We start from the raw sequence: 19,158 nt of genomic DNA, 5'->3' as shown, positions 1-19,158 counted from the left end.
GGTGGAAGATGATATTTTAGGAGTGATTAAAGATGGCTGAATCGCTGGTTTCTGACTTAAAGGTGATAGTATTCCAGTTAAATAATAAAGAGTATGCCGTACCTGTAAACCAGGTCAAATCGATTGAGAAAATCATGCATATTACAAGAGTGCCGCATACTTACCCTTTTGTTAAAGGTGTAATGAACCTTAGAGGGGTGGTAACACCACTAATCGATTTGCGAGTTCGCTTCGGTATTGAAGAACAAGAATATACAGAGAGTACTAGAGTAATCATTGTTTCGGTGGAAGATAAGGAAGTTGGCTTGATCGTAGATGGTGCCAACGATGTCATTGATATACCAACTAACTTGATAGAAGCTGCGCCTGAAACGGTTGGGCTGTCTGCTGAAGGATTTATTGATGGGGTAGCCAACCTCGAAAAGAGGCTTCTGATATTGATAGAACTTGGCAATATCCTTGATTCTGAAGAATTAAAAGCACTGTAAAGGTAAAGGGATAATTATGACTTTTCTCAAAAGCATTTCGGCTGTTCATCTGGATATTTTAAAAGAGGTCGGTAATATTGGGGCAGGGCATGCAGCTACGGCCCTCTCTACTTTACTCAATAAAAAAATCGATATGAAAGTACCAAGTGTCAGGGTTGTCTCCTTTGATGAAGTGATGGATCTGGCTGGTGGTGCGGACAATGTTGTGGCCAGTGTTTTCCTTAGAATTGAAGGAGAGGCCCCAGGAAGTATGTTTTTCATTTTACCACTGCAGCACGCTGAAAAATTTATCGGCCAATTGATTGATGAACAATCATTTTCTTTTTCAGAGCAGCCTGAAAATGACCTGGCGTTTTCTGCACTTCAGGAATTAGGAAATATCTTGTCTGGTTCTTATCTATCCTCACTGTCAGACTTCACTGGTTTAACGCTGTATCCATCGGTTCCTGCTTTAAGTATCGATATGGTAGGTGCGGTCATAAGTTTTGGATTGCTGGAATTGTCCCAGGTAAGTGATTATGCCATAGTAATTGATACGGCACTAGATGAAGAGGATGCACTTTTAGATGATAGTGTCAAAGGGCATTTCTTTTTACTCCCTGATCCGGATTCATTTAATACCATATTTAAAGCGCTGGGAGTAATGATTGATGCATAAGACAGCAGAAATCATCAAAGTTGGTATCGCAGATATGAATTTTGTAAAAGCTCCGGATTTAATCAGGACGACAGGACTTGGATCCTGTGTTGGAGTAGTATTGTATGACCAGGTTAAAGAAATCGCCGGTATGGCACACGTTATGCTTCCTGATTCATCGCTATCCCGCACAGAGCCTCTGAACAAGGCGAAATTTGCAAATACTGCCATTAAAGAGCTATATAACTGGTTAATCCATGAGGGTGCCAGACCTTCAAGTTTGAAAGCCAAAATTGCGGGTGGAGCACAAATGTTCCAATTTTCCGGAAGCAGCGACATGATGAGGATCGGTCCGCGAAATGTGGATGCGGTCCTGAATGAATTAAAAGAACTTCGAATTCCCGTTATCGGACAGGATGTAGGCGGGAACAGCGGAAGAACCATTGAGTTCAACCCATTAACAGCATTGTTGCATATCAGAACAGTTAATAAAGGCAATAGTGAGATTTAAGAGATAATTTGTTGATTGGATAAAAAAAGCGTGAAGCGCGTGAGGAGGATTACAATGGTGCGAGGGTCCACATCGGAAGAGCAGGTAACATGGGATAAATGGGTAGAGTCCCGTGATCCGGATGCAGGTAATTTGCTCATAAAAAAATATATGCCACTTGTTTCCTACCATGTGCAAAGAATCTCCGTCAGCCTTCCAAAGAATGTTTCTAGAGATGATCTTAAAAGCCTTGGAATGATTGGGTTGTATGATGCTTTGGAAAAATTTGATCCAAACAGGGATTTAAAGTTTGATACATACTCATCGTTCCGGATTCGAGGGGCCATTCTGGATGGATTAAGGAAGGAAGATTGGCTTCCCAGAAGTACTCGTGAGAAAGCTAAAAAAATTGATGCAGCCATTGAACGGCTCGAACAAAGATTGATGCGCAATGCGACAATAGAGGAAATCGCCAAGGAATTAAATATGCAAGAACATGAAATTTATTCGACAATCAACGAACATTTTTTTGCCAATGTCCTGTCTATAGATGAACATCCAAATGAAAATGATGATCGCGATAACCAATCATTTGTGATTAAGGATGATAAAGCAGAAATTCCTGAGGAAAAAATCATTAAAACAGAAATGTTCGAAGAAGTTGCATCGAAAATATCCCAATTAAACGACAAAGAGCAGCTCGTGTTAAGTTTGTTCTATAAAGAAGAACTAACATTAACTGAAATCGGGCAAGTCATGAATCTATCTACATCTAGAATTTCGCAAATTCATTCTAAGGCCATATTCAAATTGAGGAAATGGTTAGAAACCGCATAGAAGGCAGGAGATGTAGATGGGCTATAAAGTTAAGCTTTCCAAAAATGGCCTCTCTGCTGAGTTGGAATTTGAAAACGATGATATCAATGTTTCCTATTCAGTAGACGATCTAATAGATGTTTTAAATAAAAATAAGGTAGTATTCGGAATTAAAATAGATGTCTTAAAACTTATATCGGCAGATCCTTTTTCGATTGAGTATCCGGTAACAGTTGCTCAAGGGGTACAAAAGAAAGATGGCAAAGACTCCTATTTACAGAACGAATTACAAACAAGCAGCAGGTCAGATGAAAAAGTATATAATTTCCGGGAAGTCCTTAGCATTCCTTCAGTACAGAAAGGACAGCTCCTTGCAATTATAGTACCAGCAAAAAACGGTAGGCCAGGTACGAGTGTCACCGGTAACCCTATCCCCGCAAAGCCTGGGCGTCCGCTAAGAATAAGGGCTGGCAATAATGTCATTTATGAATCCGGCAAATTTTACGCGGCATGTGATGGCCAGGTCAGCATTACGAAAAAAGCAATATCTGTCAATCCAGTGTTTGAGGTGAAAGGCGATCTAGATTTAAAAGTTGGGAATATCGATTTTGTCGGAAATATTGTCATCAAGGGAAATGTTCCTACAGGGTATGAACTGAATGCAGGCGGAGATATTTGGGTTGATGGAATGGTTGAAGGAGCAAGAATCCATGCTGAAGGAAATATCGTCATCAAAGGCGGGGTCGCCGGGGCGATGAAGGGGAGTATCACAGCAGGGGGCAATGTGCAGGCCAATTATCTAAACCAGGCGAATGTAATAGCAGGCCAGGATGTCTTGGTGAAATCCTCGATCCTTCACAGCAAGTTGACTGCTGGCGGAAACATAGACTGTAAAACAGGCACCATTATTGGCGGAATGATTTCGGCAGGGCGGAATATCTTTGTAAAGGATTTAGGGAATGAGCTTTTTACGAAATCAGAATTAGCCATTGGCTGGGACCCTTTGCTGGAGAAAACGGAACTAGATACAATCGCTTCCATTGAAAATGCGAAAATGAATATTAAAAAGCTGACTGAAATTGAAGCAAAACTGAACGAAATCGGCAAGGTTACGGGAAAGCTTACAACTGAACAGAAACAAATGATTGGAAAGCAGAGGGCGACAAGGGAGAGTATGGAAAGGAATATGTCAGTAAACCTGGATGAACTTAACCTTATCCAGGCGGAAAAGCAGGACAGACTGAACTCTTCTTTATTTGTATCTGAAAGAGTATATCCTAACACAAAGGTGTATTTTGGGAAATACGCAATCATTACGAATCAGTTTTACAAAAATGTCAGCTTCTTTCTTGAAAATAGCGAAATTTCAATCCAGCCCATCGCTAACCCTAATCCTGGTATTTTGGAAGTGACACGATGAGCCTAAAAGCAATTGAAATGCAAATCGCAATTCCAAGAACACAGGATGCTGGCAAAATCCAGGAACAAATGCAGCAGAGGGGACAACATCTTCAGGATCATGCAGCAAAGAGTGTGAACAAGGAAGATGAATTAAAACGCAAGACGGTAGTCAAAAATGACCAAAAGCAGGAGGCCCGCCTTAACAAAGAGGATGGATCTCAGAGCAGCGATCAGCAGCAAGACAGTAAACACCAAAAGAAAAATGATGAAAACCATGCGCATCAGCACCATCCCTACAAGGGAAAGATCATTGATTACAGCGGATAGAGGGATGTTATGACCACTTTTCTACTACTTTTAAGCCTCATTTTAAACGCAGCAGCAATCTTCGCAATCATCCTATTATATTTACGCCAGAACAGACTAGTTGAAGCAGAGAAGAAGCAGGAAAGAATCATCAAAGAAATAGAAGAGGTATTTTCAGCTTATCTTTTTGAATTAAAAGAAGAAAATGAAAAGTTCATTGAGTTAATGACAAAAAGACCGGGCAAAAAACAGTCTGAAAATAAAAAAGATCCATCAATAGAAATTGAAGAAGAGGATCGGAATCAGAGCCCCGAAAGTGGGAATCAAGGAGATCAGCCGCCTAGGTTCGGAAAAGGAATCTCCTATCATGCTGCAAGGAAAGCATACCAGCAAAATAGCGAGCCGGTTTCTGAGGAAGAAATCACTGTTGAGCTAATCGAGGAGCTTCCAACCTCATTGGAAAATGGCCAGGTATCAAAGCCTTTAAGTTTAATTGATCAGGTAATGGAAATGAAAAGGCAAGGTAAGTCTGTCGAAGAAATTGCCCGGGTCCTGGACAAGGGAAAGACAGAAATAGAACTTTTGCTTAAATTTCGGCAAAATATGCAGGAATAAGCTTGATTGTCATTTTTATTTATGCTATATTATCTCATGGTGTTAATACACACGTTCATTGATTTAGCCAGACGGTGCTGATTACAGTTCCTGGCTGAAGATGATTTGGACGGAGGAAATCAAAACCATTAGGAGGAAACAACAATGTCAGTAATTTCTATGAAACAACTGCTTGAAGCTGGTGTACACTTCGGTCACCAGACACGCCGTTGGAACCCTAAGATGAAGAAATACATCTTCACTGAGCGTAACGGCATCTACATCATCGACCTTCAAAAGACTGTTAAGAAGGTAGATGAAGCATACAACTACGTGAAGGAGCTTGCTGGTAACGGCGGAACAGTTCTTTTCGTAGGTACTAAGAAACAAGCTCAAGATTCTGTTAAAGAAGAAGCAGCTCGTTCTGGTATGTACTATGTTAACCAACGCTGGTTGGGTGGAACTCTAACTAACTTCGAAACAATCCAAAAGCGTATCGCTCGTCTTAAGAACATCGAAAGAATGTCTGAAGATGGAACATTTGAAGTGCTTCCTAAGAAAGAAGTAGTTCAATTGAAAAAAGAGCAAGAGCGTTTAGAGAAGTTCTTGGGCGGAATCAAGGACATGAAGAGCCTTCCAGATGCTCTATTCATCATTGACCCACGCAAAGAGCGCATCGCTGTTGCAGAAGCTCGTAAATTGAACATTCCTATCGTTGGAATTGTTGATACAAACTGTGATCCAGACGAAATCGACGTAGTTATCCCTGCGAACGATGACGCAATCCGCGCTGTTAAATTGCTTACTGCTAAAATGGCTGACGCTATTATCGAAGCTAAGCAAGGCGAAGAAACTACAGAAACTGTAGAAGCTTAATTCAAAATAAGGTGATATAGGGAAGCACCCTTTATCACCTTTTTTTAAGACTAATATGTCTGTATAAGCCTTAACAGGGTTTATATTGGCAAAATGAAGTTAAAATAAAGTATAGTTACATAATCATGATTCTAGGAGGAATTTCATTATGGCAATTACTGCACAAATGGTTAAAGAATTGCGCGAAAAAACTGGCGCAGGTATGATGGACTGCAAAAATGCACTTACTGAATCAAACGGTGATATGGACAAAGCAATCGATTACCTTCGCGAAAAAGGGATCGCAAAAGCTGCTAAGAAAGCTGACCGTATCGCTGCAGAAGGAACAACTTTCATCCTTGCAGAAGGCAATGAAGCTGTAATCCTTGAAGTGAACTCTGAAACAGATTTTGTTGCAAAGAACGAAGGCTTCCAGGTTCTTGTAAAAGAACTTGCTGCACACCTTCTTAAGAACAAGCCAGCATCTGTTGAAGAAGCAAACGCTCAAACAATGGAAAACGGTGCAACAGTGGAAAGCCATATCAACGCTGCTATCGCTAAGATTGGTGAGAAACTTTCACTTCGCCGTTTTGAAATCAAAACTAAGACTGATAACGACGCTTTCGGTGCATACCTTCACATGGGCGGCCGTATTGGTGTACTTACAGTGCTTGAAGGCACTACTGAAGAATCAGCTGCAAAGGATGTTTCTATGCACATCGCAGCATTGAACCCTAAATATGTATCTCGTGACGAAGTTTCCCAAGAGGAAGTTGAGCATGAGCGTGAAATTCTTACTCAGCAAGCACTTAACGAAGGCAAGCCAGAAAACATCGTTGCTAAAATGGTTGAAGGCCGTCTAAGCAAATATTTTGAGGATGTTTGTGTTCTTGACCAGGCGTTCGTAAAGAACCCTGATCAGAAGGTACGCCAGTTTGTTGAATCAAAAGGAGCTACTCTTCGTGAGTTCACTCGTTACGAAGTAGGCGAAGGAATCGAAAAGCGTGAAGATAACTTTGCTGAAGAAGTAATGAACCAAGTAAACAAGAAATAATTATTACTAGCCAATGTAATTGCAGGGAACACTTTGTGTTCCCTGTTTTTGGACATAGCTTTATAAATTACATATGGAGGTACCCTATGACCAGCCCAAAATACAAAAGAGTTGTTTTAAAGTTAAGTGGAGAAGCTTTAGCCGGAGAACAAGGATTTGGCATCAATCCGTCGGTAATCAAAAATGTTGCAGACCAGGTGAAAGAGATTGCAGAACTTGATGTGGAAGTCGCAGTTGTAGTAGGCGGGGGAAATATCTGGCGAGGCAAAATCGGTGAAGAAATGGGAATGGACAGAGCGACGGCAGACTATATGGGCATGCTCGCTACGGTCATGAATTCCCTGTCATTGCAGGATAGTCTTGAACAGGCGGGTATTGAGACAAGGGTTCAAACTTCCATCGAAATGCGTCAGGTGGCAGAACCTTATATCAGAAGAAGAGCGATCAGGCATCTTGAGAAAAAACGTGTCGTTATTTTTGCTGCAGGTACTGGCAACCCATATTTCTCAACAGATACTACAGCTGCGTTGCGCGCTGCGGAAATCGAAGCCGATGTCATCCTGATGGCTAAAAATAATGTTGACGGCGTTTACTCTGCAGACCCTAGGGTTGATAAGAACGCTACGAAATACGATGAACTTTCATATCTTGACGTATTGAAGGAAGGACTTGCTGTAATGGATTCAACAGCATCATCCCTATGTATGGACAATGATATCCCATTAATTGTATTCTCTATTATGGAGAAAGGTAATATTAAAAGAGCAGTTATGGGTGAAACAATCGGAACAATTGTGAGGGGGAAAAACTAATGCCGAAACAAGCAATTGCTAATGCTAAGGAAAGAATGACAAAAGCGATTCAAGCATACACTCGCGAACTTGCAAGTATCCGTGCCGGAAGAGCAAGTGCCTCATTGTTAGACAGAGTCCAGGTGGATTATTACGGTGCCCCGACTCCTGTTAACCAGCTTGCTGGTATCTCCGTACCAGAAGCTCGTTTGCTGGTGATCCAGCCTTATGATAAAACAATCCTGGGCGAAATTGAAAAAGCAATCCTTAAATCTGATCTTGGTTTGAATCCATCAAATGATGGTTCAATCATCAGGATCGCAATTCCTCAGCTCACTGAAGAGCGCCGTAAGGAACTTGCCAAGCTTGTTAAAAAAGAAGCGGAAGAAGCGAAAATCGCTGTCCGCAACATTCGCCGTGATGGCAACGAAGATTTGAAAAAGCTTGAGAAAAACGGCGAGATCACTGAAGATGATCTTCGCGGTTATTCTGATGATATTCAAAAGCTTACTGATGAGCATATTGTCAAGATCGATCAGATCACTAAAGACAAAGAAAAAGAAATCATGGAAGTGTAAGAAAGCCTCCATACCGTGTGTACATCGAAAACCCTCTGTTTTCCAGGGGGTTTTTTCTCTATACATAATAGATTAGTTAAAAAAGGTGATCGTAAACTTTAATTGATAGTAAAGCAATGAGTTTACGATTAGAGTCTTATTGATAGAATATAATAATGTTGGGTAATTATATTCTGTTTTACCTATTAAGAACATAGTCTTTTATGAGACTATATCCGTCCTTATGCGGAGCAGGCTGGTGTAACACATTCACATCAATCCATCCATTTATAGAGATATCTTTTTTCTTTTTTGGTATGATAGTGGCATGCGGGAATGAAAGAAAAATGGGCAACTTTTGAAAATTGGAATGCCTGGCCTGTCGTGCCATCACCGGCCAATTTGCGTATTATTTCTATGTAATGCCTGTCAGGTATAGACTCTGCGCAATACTGATCGGAGCTAAAGATTATCTATTGGGGGAGCTGTCCTAATGCTAAATAAAATGAATCTATGGAAGAAGGATCAAAATCCTTCTAGTCTCCGTGATCGAGTAAAACAAATTAAAGAACATGAAGTCCCTTCTCACGTTGCCATTATCATGGATGGCAATGGGCGCTGGGCAAAAAAACGTGCATTGCCGCGTGTGGCAGGCCATCATGAAGGCATGAAGGTTGTCCGGAAAATAACCAAGCTTGCGAATGAATTAGGTGTCAAGACCCTAACCGTTTATGCCTTTTCAACAGAGAATTGGAAGAGGCCAAAGATGGAAGTCGATTTTCTAATGAAGCTGCCTGAAGAATTCTTGGGAACATTCCTGCCGGAACTGATCGAAGAAAATGTCCGGGTCGAAATGATTGGATACAAGGATAAGCTTCCAGAGCATACGCAAAGAGCAGTAGGCAAAGCGATGGAGGATACGAAGGGAAACACAGGGCTGACATTGAATTTTGCCCTTAATTACGGCAGTAGGGCAGAGATTCTTGATGGGGTAAAACACGTCTTAAATGATATTAAAAGTGGCAGAATGAGTGAAGATGATCTGACCGAAGATACTTTCTCTTCCTATTTAATGACTAAGGAAATGAAAGATCCCGATTTGCTAATCAGGACAAGCGGCGAAATCCGCTTAAGCAATTTTATGCTTTGGCAGCTTGCTTATTCAGAGTTCTGGTTTACAGAAGTGCTTTGGCCGGACTTCAGCGAGGAGCATTTTGTCGAAGCAATTGAAGCTTTCCAGGGCCGCCAGCGGCGTTTTGGAGGAGTATAAAAAAGGTGTGAATGAATAGATGAAGCAGAGAATCATTACAGCAGTCGCAGCAGCAGCCGTTTTTCTTCCAATCGTTATATTTGGAGGCTGGCCATTTATTGCCATGGTTTATTTAATCGCATCCGTGGCTTTACATGAGGCATTGAAAATGAGAAAGTTAGAGTTATTTTCTGTCCCTGGGATCATTTCATTGATTCTCCTCTGGGTTTTCATGATTCCAGAACAATATCAGGACATACTTCAAAGTATTAATTATTCAAAAATGGAATTGTTTTTTCTTGGTGTCCTTATATTCTTGACTTATACAGTCATTACGAAGAACCGCTTCACATTTGAGGATGTCGCTTTTTCTGTACTGTCCACATTATATGTTGGGCTGGGTTTCTTTTTCTTCATAGAAACCAGGGAAGACAGCCTGATTTATGTATTCTATTCCCTATTCATCATTTGGGCTACCGATTCAGGGGCGTATTTTATCGGAAAAGCGATAGGAAAGCACAAGCTTTGGCCTGAAATCAGCCCGAATAAAACGACAGAGGGTTTCTTTGGCGGAGTTGCATCTGCGCTTGTGGTTGCAGCATTGTTCAGCTTCTTCGGGGACATGGACGTTTCAGCGTTAGTTCTTTTGGCTGCGACAGCATTCTTGTCTGTTTTTGGCCAGATTGGGGACCTTGTTGAGTCCGCAATGAAACGTTATTACAATGTAAAGGATTCAGGAAATATCCTTCCAGGTCATGGAGGAATTCTTGACCGGTTTGACAGCCTTCTGTTTGTCTGGCCATTAATCCATCTTTTCCATCTGTTATAAGTATTGTAGAAAAGATCTTGATCCTGGCCTGTCTGCCGAGCAGTCAAGGCTAATAACAAGTTGATAATACCGGGTCTTTTGCTTCCCGTTGTGATATTTAGGAGTGAACATTGTGAAGAAAATCAGCTTGCTCGGTGCTACTGGATCAATCGGGATCCAGACACTCGATGTAATCAGGGAGCATCCAGAAGAGTTTAAACTCGTATCGATGTCTGCAGGTAGAAATGTGGAGCTTACAAGGGAAATTATGAATGAGTTCCATCCTGAGATGGTCTCTGTCCAGGAAAAGACAGACGCTGAAACTTTAAAAAATGAGTTTCCAAGCGTAAAAATTGTATCTGGCCAAGATGGGCTCGAGGAAGCAGCCGTTTATCATCAGTCTGATGTTCTTGTCAATGCAGTCCTTGGCAGTGTTGGTCTAAGCCCAACTCTAAAGGCGATCAAAGCTGGAAAGATGATTGCGATTGCCAATAAGGAAACACTTGTAACCGCCGGACACATCGTGATGGAGGAAGCGAAGCGCCATAACGTGGCGATCCTCCCGGTCGACAGTGAGCATTCAGCCATTTTTCAGGCTTTGCAGGGTGAGAAAGAAAAAAATATCGAGAGGCTGATACTTACAGCATCGGGAGGAAGCTTTAGGGATAAAAAAAGGGAAGAGTTGCAAGGGGTCACGAAAGCAGACGCTTTAAACCATCCTAACTGGTCGATGGGGGCAAAAATAACAATCGATTCGGCCACAATGATGAACAAGGGCTTGGAAGTGATCGAGGCTCATTGGCTTTTCTCCCTGCCCTATGACCACATTTCCGTGCTTCTCCATCGTGAGAGCATCATCCATTCTATGGTAGAGTTCCATGATACAAGCATCATTGCGCAGCTTGGTACACCTGATATGAAGGTGCCAATCCAATACGCACTTACATACCCGGACAGGCTGCCGTTAGTATCAGGCAAGAGGCTGAATCTTGCGGAAATTGGCAAGCTGCATTTCAGGGAAATGGATTTTGACCGTTTCCGCTGCCTGAAGTTCGCCTATGAAGCTGGCAGGGCTGGAGGCACATTGCCTGCAGTCATGAACGCAGCGAATGAAGCTGCAGTTGCTGCCTTTTTGGAAGACAGAATCACTTTCCTGCAAATCGAAGACTTGATTGAAAGAGCAATGGAGAGCCATGATATCATAGAAAATCCTGACCTTGAAACAATACAAGAAGTTGACAAGCAGACAAGATCTTTAATAAATTCGCTTTTATAAAGACTGATTGTCATAAGGTTAGAAGAAGTGGATTCTTATCCTTAAAAAAGGTGGTTAGATAATTTGAATACAGTTATTGCCTTTATCGTCATTTTTGGCGCCCTAGTGTTCTTCCACGAACTTGGGCACTTGATATTTGCAAAGCGGGCGGGCATTCTATGCCGTGAATTTGCCATTGGATTTGGCCCGAAAGTCTTCTCGCACCGAAAAAATGAAACAACCTATACCGTCCGGCTCCTGCCTATTGGCGGTTTTGTCAGAATGGCTGGCGAAGACCCTGAGATGATTGAGATTAAGCCTGGCCATAGAGTTGGATTACTTTTCAATGCCAGCGAAGAAGTTACAAAAATCATACTTAACAACAAAGAAAAGTATCCTGATGCCCGGATAATAGAAGTAGAGAAAGCAGATATCGAGCATGATCTATTTATTAAAGGGTATGAAGAAGGGGAAGATGATACACAGCTTAAAACCTTCCAGATCAGCAAAACTGCCGTACTAGTAGAGAACGGAACCGAAACACAAATCGCACCTTATGACAGGCAGTTTGGTTCAAAAACCCTAGGTCAAAGAACGATGGCGATCTTTGCAGGTCCGATGATGAATTTCCTTCTTGCTATGGTGATTTTCATCATTCTTGCGCTTTTCCAGGGCATCCCTTCCAATGAACCGGTTCTTGGAAAGCTAACTCCAGATGGAAGTGCCCTTGATGCCGGTCTTAAAGAGGGCGACATCGTTAATAGCATAGAAGGGGCAGAGGTTTCGAGCTGGCAGGATGTCGTTGAAATTATCCGTAAAAATCCTGGCAATGAACTTGACTTCTCAATCGTCCGCGATGGAGAAAACATCGAAATTCCCGTCACTCCTGAGTCGAAGGAAGTCGAAGGTGAGAAAATCGGATTGATTGGTGTGTATAATCCTGTTGAAAAGTCTCCATTAAAGTCCATTACTTATGGAGTAAAGGAAACCTATTTTTGGACAACAGAAATATTCTCAATGCTTGGGAAATTGATTACTGGCCAATTTTCAATCGATGCTCTTTCGGGACCTGTCGGGATTTATGTTTCAACTGATACCGTTGCAAAGTCTGGCATCTTCTATCTCATGAAGTGGGCTGCGATTCTGAGCATCAATCTTGGAATCATGAATTTGCTTCCATTCCCGGCACTTGATGGGGGCAGGCTGACATTCTTTGCGGTAGAAGCCCTTAGAGGGAAGCCGATCGACAAGCAGAAAGAAGGAATGGTCCACTTTATTGGTTTTGCACTTTTGATGCTGCTGATGCTGGTGGTCACATGGAATGATATACAAAGATTCTTTCTTTAAAAAGATTCCTGCCCGGAGAAATCCGGGCAGGACAATTTTTGTATTATGAAGATTGATGAAATTAAATAGCATGGTTAATACAGCCTGCATAAAATATGCAACTATTTTTTATCCTAATGAGGTGTAATCAATGAAACAGAGTTTGACGCTTATTCCTACTTTAAGAGAAGTACCATCTGACGCAGAAGTTAAAAGCCATCAGCTGTTGCTGCGAGCGGGATTCATCCGCCAGAACGCAAGTGGTGTCTATACATACATGCCTTTAGGACGCAAGGTCCTCCAGAAGGTAGAGGCAATTATCCGTGAAGAAATGAATAATGCTGGTGGGGCTGAATTATTCATGCCCGCTCTTCAGCAGGCAGAACTATGGCAGGAATCCGGCCGCTGGTACTCTTATGGTCCGGAGTTAATGAGGTTAAGGGACAGGCATGACCGTGAGTTTGCTCTTGGTGCAACTCATGAAGAAGTCATAACTAGCCTAGTCCGTGACGAAGTGAAATCTTATAAACGTCTGCCATTGACGCTATATCAAATCCAGACAAAATTCCGTGACGAAAAGCGTCCTAGATTCGGCTTGTTGCGCGGACGTGAGTTCATCATGAAGGATGCTTACTCCTTCCATGCCACAAAAGAAAGTCTTGACGAAGTGTATGACCGGATCTTCCAGGCCTATTCGAATATCTTCAAGCGCTGTGGCCTTAATTTCCGTGCTGTAATTGCGGATTCAGGTGCAATGGGCGGGAAGGATACACATGAATTCATGGTGCTGTCCGATATCGGTGAGGATACAATTGCTTATTCGGATACATCCAATTATGCAGCCAATATCGAAATGGCGCCTGTATCAGCTGTTTATGAAAAAAACAGTGATCCAGCATTGGAACTTGAAAAGGTACACACAGAAAACAAGAAATCAATCGACGAAGTGTCTTCATACCTGGAAGTAGAGGATAAAGCTTGCATCAAATCCTTGCTGTTCAAGGTAGACGACCGTCATGTCCTTGTATTGGTCCGAGGAGACCATGAAGTTAACGATATTAAGCTGAAGAACTTCCTGGAAGCTTCAGTTGTTGAATTAGCAGATGCAAATACAACGAAAGAGGTTCTTGGATGCTCAGTTGGTTCATTAGGACCGATCGGAGTGGAAAACGTAGAGGTTATTGCAGACATGGCCGTGCAAGCAATCGTTAATGGTGTCTGTGGTGCAAATGAAGAAGATTATCACTTTAAGAACGTGAACCCGGACCGCGATTTCAAGGTGAGCGCTTATACAGACCTCCGCTTCATTAAAGAAGGAGATCCATCACCAGACGGACAAGGAACGATTGTCTTTGCGAAGGGCATTGAAGTTGGACATGTATTCAAGCTTGGAACAAGGTACAGCGAGGCAATGAACGCTGTATTCCTTGACGAAAACGGCAGGACACAGCCGATGATCATGGGCTGCTACGGAATTGGTGTTTCCCGAACGATGGCCGCGGTAGCTGAACAATTCAATGATGACAATGGCCTTGTATGGCCAACTAACATTTCACCGTTCGATGCACATCTCATCGCAGTGAATATGAAGGACAGTGCACAGGCTGCATTGGCTGAAGAATTATACACAAGTTTGCAGGCTTCGGGCCTTGAAGTACTTTTTGATGACCGTCAGGAACGCCCTGGAGTTAAATTTGCTGATTCTGATCTGATGGGATTGCCAGTCAGAATAACTGTCGGCAAAAAAGCCAGCGAAGGAATCGTGGAAGTCAAAATCCGCAAAAATGGCGAAATGCAAGAAGTCCATGTAGACGATTTAGCGGGAATCTTAAAGAATATTTTACAGGAACTATAATAGCCAGCGGATCCTCAAGGGGGTCCGCTTTTTGAATGCTTTCTCGATGGAAAGCACCTTTTTCCTGGTTATCGAAAAATATTTTAAGCACTCAAATGGAAATATCAAACACCGATAACGGCCTCATTATTTTATGTTATAATAACCTTTGCTAACAACGGCTTATGACTAGAGTCATTTAACAGGGATCTGCCCTGATAGATAGAATTACAAGCTTTTCAGATGGGAGAGAAATATCCATGGGTGATCTTTCTTCGGGTAAAAAAGAAAGGTTTCAGCTGCTGCTGCAGCAACTGCAGCTAACGGAAGATGCGATCGTCACTCATTTTCACAATGCTGAAATTGACAGGGTGATCGTTGAAAAACAGGCAAGGAAATGGCATTTCTATTTCCAGTTTGAAAAAATCATACCGTGCACGCTGTATAGCACGTTTACGGGCAAGCTGGAACAAACATTCTCGCATATTGCCAAAATATCATACTCGATAAATGTACTCGAACAGGCAATCCATGAACAGGAAATCCTGGATTACTGGAAGGTATGCATAAAAGAAATCGATGGAATTTCACCTCCGCTGTTAAAACTCTTAAACGAACAAATCCCGAAAATTCAGGGAACTAAAATCGTTTTAAGTGCAAGGAATGAAGCGGAGGGGCTTGCCCTCAAAAGGAAATACGGAAGTGTCATTGCCGAAATATATCAGAGCTTTGGCTTTCCGTTATTGACGATTGATACTGTCGTAAGTGAAGACAGTTCTTCCGATGAATATGAAAAGTTCATGAAGGCGAAAGAAAAGGAAGATCAGGAACGCGGTCTCATGGCGATGATTGAGATGCAAAAGAAAGAAGCCGAAAAGGCACAGGGGGATGCTCCTCAGCAGGACGGGCCTCTTACGATCGGTCTGACGATCAAGGATGACGCGGACTTCCGCAAGCTTGAAGACATCGTCGATGAAGAGCGCAGAGTAGCAATTGAAGGTTTTGTATTCTTTGCTGAAACGAAAGAACTTCGCAGCGGCCGAACGTTATTGACATTCAAAATAACTGACTACACAAGCTCTATCATGGTTAAAATGTTCTCTCGCGACAAGGAAGACGCCGCACTTTACCAGCGGGTGTCTAAAGGTATGTGGCTGAAGGTGCGCGGAAGCATTCAAAATGATACATTTGTACGGGACCTTGTCATGATCGGCAATGACATCAATGAAATCAAGCCTAAGGGAAGAATCGATTCGGCTCCTGAAGGCGAAAAACGTGTTGAACTCCATCTCCACTCACCGATGAGCCAGATGGATGCGGTGACACCTGTAAGTACACTTGTATCCCAGGCAGCAAAATGGGGACACCAAGCAGTGGCAATCACAGACCATGCGGTTGTCCAGTCCTTCCCAGAAGCTTTCGGTGCTGGAAAGAAAAATAATATCAAGATACTTTATGGTGTCGAAATAAATCTGGTGGATGATGGAGTACCGATTGCTTATAATGATGCTCACCGAGTACTGGCAGAAGATACGTATGTTGTCTTTGACGTTGAAACTACAGGTCTGTCAGCCGTATATGATACGATCATCGAACTCGCGGCTGTAAAGGTGCACAACGGTGAAATCATCGACAGGTTCGAATCTTTTGCAAATCCTCATCACCGTTTATCAGCAACGACGATTAACTTAACCGGAATCACGGATGATATGGTCCGCAATGCGCCCGAAGTAAGTGAAGTACTGCTGAAGTTCCATGAGTGGACAGGCGACTGTGTCCTGGTAGCACATAATGCTTCATTCGATATGGGCTTCCTGAATGTCGGCTACAAGAAAATCGGTTTGGGAAAAGCGACAAATCCTGTCATCGACACACTTGAACTTGGACGTTTCCTGTATCCTGACATGAAAAACCACAGATTGAACACGTTAACGAAAAAATTCGATATTGAATTGACTCAGCATCACCGTGCGATTTATGACGCTGAAGCCACAGGTTATTTGCTATTGAAAATGTTGAAGGATGCAGCTGAAAAGGGGCTCGAATATCACGACCAGCTGAATGACAATATGGGCCAGGGCAAGGCATACCAGCGTGCTCGTCCTTATCATGCGACACTGCTTGCCCAAAATGAAATCGGTTTGAAAAATATTTTTAAGCTGGTATCAATTTCGCATATTGATTATTTTTACCGTGTGCCAAGGATTCCTCGTTCTGTGTTGAATAAGCATCGTGAAGGAATCTTGATAGGCTCTGGCTGTGACAAAGGTGAAGTCTTTGAGGGCATGATGCAAAAGGGGCCTGAGGAAGTTGAGGAAGCAGCTCACTTTTATGATTACCTTGAGGTTCATCCTAAAGCAGTTTATGCCCACTTGCTCGAGCTCGAATTGGTAAGGGATGAGAAGGCGCTGGAAGATATCATTACCAATATCGTCAAGCTTGGCGAGAAGCTGGATCTGCCAGTAGCAGCCACCGGCAACGTACACTATTTAAATGAAAATGATAAAATCTACCGCAAGATCCTGATCAGTTCTCAGGGTGGCGCGAACCCGTTGAACCGCCACGAGCTCCCGGATGTCCATTTCCGGACAACAAATGAAATGCTTGATGCCTTTAAGTTTTTAGGAGAAGCAAAAGCGAAAGAAATCGTTGTGGAAAACACCAATAAGATTGCTGATATGATTGATGTCATCAAGCCAATCAAGGACGATCTGTACACGCCGAAAATCGAAGGCGCCGACGAAGAAATGCGCAGCATGAGTTACGGAATGGCGCGCAGCATTTACGGCGATGATCTTCCGGAAATCGTCGAAGCTCGTCTTGAAAAAGAATTAAAGAGTATCATCGATAACGGATTTGCGGTTATTTACCTGATTTCTCATAAACTCGTTAAGAAATCATTGGACGATGGCTATCTTGTAGGTTCGCGTGGGTCGGTCGGATCTTCCTTTGTTGCAACGATGACAGAAATCACAGAGGTTAACCCGCTGCCGCCGCACTATGTGTGCCCGAAGTGCAAGAAGTCAGAGTTCTTTAACGATGGATCGGTCGGTTCAGGCTTCGACCTTCCAGATAAAGACTGTCCGGATTGTAATATTAAGTATAAAAAAGATGGACACGATATTCCGTTTGAAACCTTCCTTGGTTTCAAAGGGGACAAGGTTCCCGATATCGATTTGAACTTCTCGGGTGAATATCAGCCGCGTGCCCATAACTATACGAAAGTATTGTTTGGTGAAGAGTATGTATACCGTGCGGGAACGATCGGTACGGTTGCTGATAAGACTGCCTATGGTTATGTGAAAGGCTACCAGGGGGACAACAACCTCCAGCTCCGAGGCGCGGAAATTGACCGCCTGGCGTCAGGATGTACCGGTGTAAAGAGGACAACAGGGCAGCACCCTGGAGGAATTATCGTAGTGCCTGACTACATGGATATCTATGATTTTTCACCAATTCAGTTCCCAGCTGACAGTAACACATCTGAATGGAAAACAACCCACTTTGATTTCCATTCGATCCACGATAATCTTCTGAAGCTGGATATTCTCGGCCACGATGATCCGACCGTGATCAGGATGCTTCAGGATTTAAGTGGCATCGATCCTAAGACAATTCCGACAGATGACCCTGAAGTTATGAAGATTTTCAGTGGTACAGAATCTCTTGGTGTTACTGAACAACAGATCATTTCAAAGACTGGCTCGCTGGGGATACCGGAATTTGGTACTCGTTTCGTCCGTCAGATGCTTGAGGATACGAAGCCGACGACATTCTCGGAGTTAGTCCAGATATCAGGTTTATCGCACGGTACGGATGTATGGCTCGGAAATGCACAGGAACTGATTCACAATAAAATCTGTAATCTTAGCGAAGTAATCGGGTGCCGTGATGATATCATGGTATACCTGATCTACCAGGGGCTTGAGCCGGCATTTGCGTTCAAAATCATGGAATCTGTCCGTAAAGGTAAAGGGCTGTCAGATGAAATGGAAGAAGAAATGCGCAAGAATAAGGTTCCGGAATGGTATATTGATTCTTGTAAAAAGATTAAGTACATGTTCCCTAAGGCCCACGCTGCAGCCTATGTTTTGATGGCTGTCAGGATTGCGTACTTTAAAGTCCATCATCCGCTTATGTATTATGCAGCATACTTCACGGTCAGAGCAGATGACTTTGATGTAGATGCAATGGTCCGTGGATCTGAAAGCATCCGGGCGGTGATTGAGGAAATCAACGCTAAAGGACTTGAAGCATCCACCAAAGAAAAGAACTTGATGACCGTCATGGAGATCGCACTTGAAATGTGTGAACGTGGTTTTGGCTTTGCCAAAGTAGATTTGTATAAATCCAGCGCGTCAGAATTCATCATTGAAGGAAACCAACTGATTCCGCCATTCAATGCGATACCTGGACTGGGTACTAACGCAGCAATCAATATCGTCAAGGCGCGTGAAGAGGGAGAATTCCTGTCAAAAGAAGACCTCCAGCAGCGCGGGAAAATTTCAAAGACGATCCTGGAATACCTCGACAATCATGGGTGTCTGCAGGGCATGCCAGACCAAAACCAGCTATCATTATTCTAAAAGAGATAGACTCCTGCTGATGGGAGTCTATCTTTTTAAAATGAAACAGAATAATCGATACCTTGTAAACCACAGCACGGCAACCCTTTGTTTGCATTAAATAACTGGTTA

The 19,158-nt window shown here is 42.7% G+C and carries 17 protein-coding genes; all 17 read left to right on the top strand.

Features of this window, described 5'->3' with window-relative positions:
- The first annotated feature begins 32 nt into the window (after nucleotides 1–32).
- The 17 genes from ACXAEA_RS15475 to ACXAEA_RS15395 all read left to right on the top strand — a co-directional run bounded on the left by ACXAEA_RS15475 (nucleotide 33) and on the right by ACXAEA_RS15395 (nucleotide 19,047).
- Entirely contained in the window at nucleotides 33–488 is a 456-nt protein-coding gene (locus ACXAEA_RS15475) for a chemotaxis protein CheW (protein WP_475096776.1), read from the top strand.
- Nucleotides 489–504: 16 nt separating this feature from the next.
- Nucleotides 505–1,146 (top strand): chemotaxis protein CheC, encoded by a 642-nt coding sequence (locus tag ACXAEA_RS15470; protein ID WP_475096775.1) that lies wholly within the window; start codon nucleotides 505–507, stop codon nucleotides 1,144–1,146.
- On the top strand, nucleotides 1,139–1,636 hold the full coding sequence (locus ACXAEA_RS15465; RefSeq protein ID WP_475096774.1) for a chemotaxis protein CheD: 498 nt from the start codon (nucleotides 1,139–1,141) through the stop codon (nucleotides 1,634–1,636). Before ACXAEA_RS15470 ends, ACXAEA_RS15465 begins: the two co-directional genes overlap by 8 nt.
- A 57-nt stretch (nucleotides 1,637–1,693) precedes the next feature.
- Nucleotides 1,694–2,452, top strand: coding sequence for a FliA/WhiG family RNA polymerase sigma factor (locus ACXAEA_RS15460; protein WP_475098140.1), 759 nt, complete (start codon nucleotides 1,694–1,696; stop codon nucleotides 2,450–2,452).
- 16 nt (nucleotides 2,453–2,468) lie between these two features.
- Entirely contained in the window at nucleotides 2,469–3,851 is a 1,383-nt protein-coding gene (locus tag ACXAEA_RS15455; RefSeq protein WP_475096773.1) for a DUF342 domain-containing protein, read from the top strand.
- Complete coding sequence (locus ACXAEA_RS15450) at nucleotides 3,848–4,159, top strand: hypothetical protein (protein WP_475096772.1); 312 nt, start codon at nucleotides 3,848–3,850, stop codon at nucleotides 4,157–4,159. Before ACXAEA_RS15455 ends, ACXAEA_RS15450 begins: the two co-directional genes overlap by 4 nt.
- A 9-nt stretch (nucleotides 4,160–4,168) precedes the next feature.
- Nucleotides 4,169–4,753, top strand: coding sequence for a DUF6115 domain-containing protein (locus tag ACXAEA_RS15445; protein WP_475096771.1), 585 nt, complete (start codon nucleotides 4,169–4,171; stop codon nucleotides 4,751–4,753).
- A 144-nt stretch (nucleotides 4,754–4,897) separates the two neighbouring features.
- On the top strand, nucleotides 4,898–5,608 hold the full coding sequence (rpsB, locus tag ACXAEA_RS15440; protein ID WP_475096770.1) for a 30S ribosomal protein S2: 711 nt from the start codon (nucleotides 4,898–4,900) through the stop codon (nucleotides 5,606–5,608).
- A 148-nt stretch (nucleotides 5,609–5,756) separates the two neighbouring features.
- On the top strand, nucleotides 5,757–6,641 hold the full coding sequence (tsf, locus tag ACXAEA_RS15435; protein ID WP_475096769.1) for a translation elongation factor Ts: 885 nt from the start codon (nucleotides 5,757–5,759) through the stop codon (nucleotides 6,639–6,641).
- 86 nt (nucleotides 6,642–6,727) lie between these two features.
- Nucleotides 6,728–7,453 carry a UMP kinase gene (pyrH, locus tag ACXAEA_RS15430; RefSeq protein ID WP_102262217.1) on the top strand — a complete coding sequence of 242 codons (726 nt, stop codon included), beginning with the start codon at nucleotides 6,728–6,730 and terminating at the stop codon, nucleotides 7,451–7,453.
- Complete coding sequence (frr, locus tag ACXAEA_RS15425; RefSeq protein WP_475096768.1) at nucleotides 7,453–8,010, top strand: ribosome recycling factor; 558 nt, start codon at nucleotides 7,453–7,455, stop codon at nucleotides 8,008–8,010. The genes pyrH and frr overlap by 1 nt, the downstream gene beginning before the upstream one ends.
- A 472-nt stretch (nucleotides 8,011–8,482) precedes the next feature.
- Nucleotides 8,483–9,259 carry an isoprenyl transferase gene (locus ACXAEA_RS15420; RefSeq protein WP_475096767.1) on the top strand — a complete coding sequence of 259 codons (777 nt, stop codon included), beginning with the start codon at nucleotides 8,483–8,485 and terminating at the stop codon, nucleotides 9,257–9,259.
- Nucleotides 9,260–9,278: 19 nt separating this feature from the next.
- Nucleotides 9,279–10,067 (top strand): phosphatidate cytidylyltransferase, encoded by a 789-nt coding sequence (locus ACXAEA_RS15415; RefSeq protein ID WP_475096766.1) that lies wholly within the window; start codon nucleotides 9,279–9,281, stop codon nucleotides 10,065–10,067.
- A 112-nt stretch (nucleotides 10,068–10,179) separates the two neighbouring features.
- A complete protein-coding gene (gene dxr / locus ACXAEA_RS15410; protein ID WP_475096765.1) occupies nucleotides 10,180–11,322 on the top strand; it encodes a 1-deoxy-D-xylulose-5-phosphate reductoisomerase in 1,143 nt (380 codons plus the stop codon).
- Between the two features lie 63 nt (nucleotides 11,323–11,385).
- Nucleotides 11,386–12,648: an RIP metalloprotease RseP gene (rseP, locus tag ACXAEA_RS15405; RefSeq protein WP_475096764.1), complete on the top strand. Its 1,263-nt coding sequence runs from the start codon at nucleotides 11,386–11,388 to the stop codon at nucleotides 12,646–12,648.
- A 130-nt stretch (nucleotides 12,649–12,778) separates the two neighbouring features.
- Nucleotides 12,779–14,482, top strand: a complete 1,704-nt coding sequence (locus ACXAEA_RS15400) for a proline--tRNA ligase (RefSeq protein WP_475096763.1) — start codon at nucleotides 12,779–12,781, stop codon at nucleotides 14,480–14,482.
- Between the two features lie 239 nt (nucleotides 14,483–14,721).
- Complete coding sequence (locus ACXAEA_RS15395) at nucleotides 14,722–19,047, top strand: PolC-type DNA polymerase III (RefSeq protein ID WP_475096762.1); 4,326 nt, start codon at nucleotides 14,722–14,724, stop codon at nucleotides 19,045–19,047.
- The last annotated feature ends 111 nt before the right edge of the window (nucleotides 19,048–19,158 follow it).

The sequence above is a fragment of the Mesobacillus sp. ABV4_180 genome (genome assembly GCF_056158485.1).
This window is presented reverse-complemented; position numbering and strand designations above follow the sequence as displayed.

What these genes read in the sequence shown, in the direction of transcription:
- ACXAEA_RS15475 (WP_475096776.1), top strand. Translation starts at nt 33, where the DNA reads ATGGCTGAATCGCTGGTTTCTGACTTAAAGGTGATAGTATTCCAGTTA.
- ACXAEA_RS15400 (WP_475096763.1), top strand. Translation starts at nt 12,779, where the DNA reads ATGAAACAGAGTTTGACGCTTATTCCTACTTTAAGAGAAGTACCATCT.
- ACXAEA_RS15395 (WP_475096762.1), top strand. Translation starts at nt 14,722, where the DNA reads ATGGGTGATCTTTCTTCGGGTAAAAAAGAAAGGTTTCAGCTGCTGCTG.
- ACXAEA_RS15415 (WP_475096766.1), top strand. Translation starts at nt 9,279, where the DNA reads ATGAAGCAGAGAATCATTACAGCAGTCGCAGCAGCAGCCGTTTTTCTT.
- frr (WP_475096768.1), top strand. Translation starts at nt 7,453, where the DNA reads ATGCCGAAACAAGCAATTGCTAATGCTAAGGAAAGAATGACAAAAGCG.
- ACXAEA_RS15420 (WP_475096767.1), top strand. Translation starts at nt 8,483, where the DNA reads ATGCTAAATAAAATGAATCTATGGAAGAAGGATCAAAATCCTTCTAGT.
- rpsB (WP_475096770.1), top strand. Translation starts at nt 4,898, where the DNA reads ATGTCAGTAATTTCTATGAAACAACTGCTTGAAGCTGGTGTACACTTC.
- ACXAEA_RS15455 (WP_475096773.1), top strand. Translation starts at nt 2,469, where the DNA reads ATGGGCTATAAAGTTAAGCTTTCCAAAAATGGCCTCTCTGCTGAGTTG.
- ACXAEA_RS15465 (WP_475096774.1), top strand. Translation starts at nt 1,139, where the DNA reads ATGCATAAGACAGCAGAAATCATCAAAGTTGGTATCGCAGATATGAAT.
- ACXAEA_RS15450 (WP_475096772.1), top strand. Translation starts at nt 3,848, where the DNA reads ATGAGCCTAAAAGCAATTGAAATGCAAATCGCAATTCCAAGAACACAG.
- ACXAEA_RS15445 (WP_475096771.1), top strand. Translation starts at nt 4,169, where the DNA reads ATGACCACTTTTCTACTACTTTTAAGCCTCATTTTAAACGCAGCAGCA.
- pyrH (WP_102262217.1), top strand. Translation starts at nt 6,728, where the DNA reads ATGACCAGCCCAAAATACAAAAGAGTTGTTTTAAAGTTAAGTGGAGAA.
- tsf (WP_475096769.1), top strand. Translation starts at nt 5,757, where the DNA reads ATGGCAATTACTGCACAAATGGTTAAAGAATTGCGCGAAAAAACTGGC.
- ACXAEA_RS15470 (WP_475096775.1), top strand. Translation starts at nt 505, where the DNA reads ATGACTTTTCTCAAAAGCATTTCGGCTGTTCATCTGGATATTTTAAAA.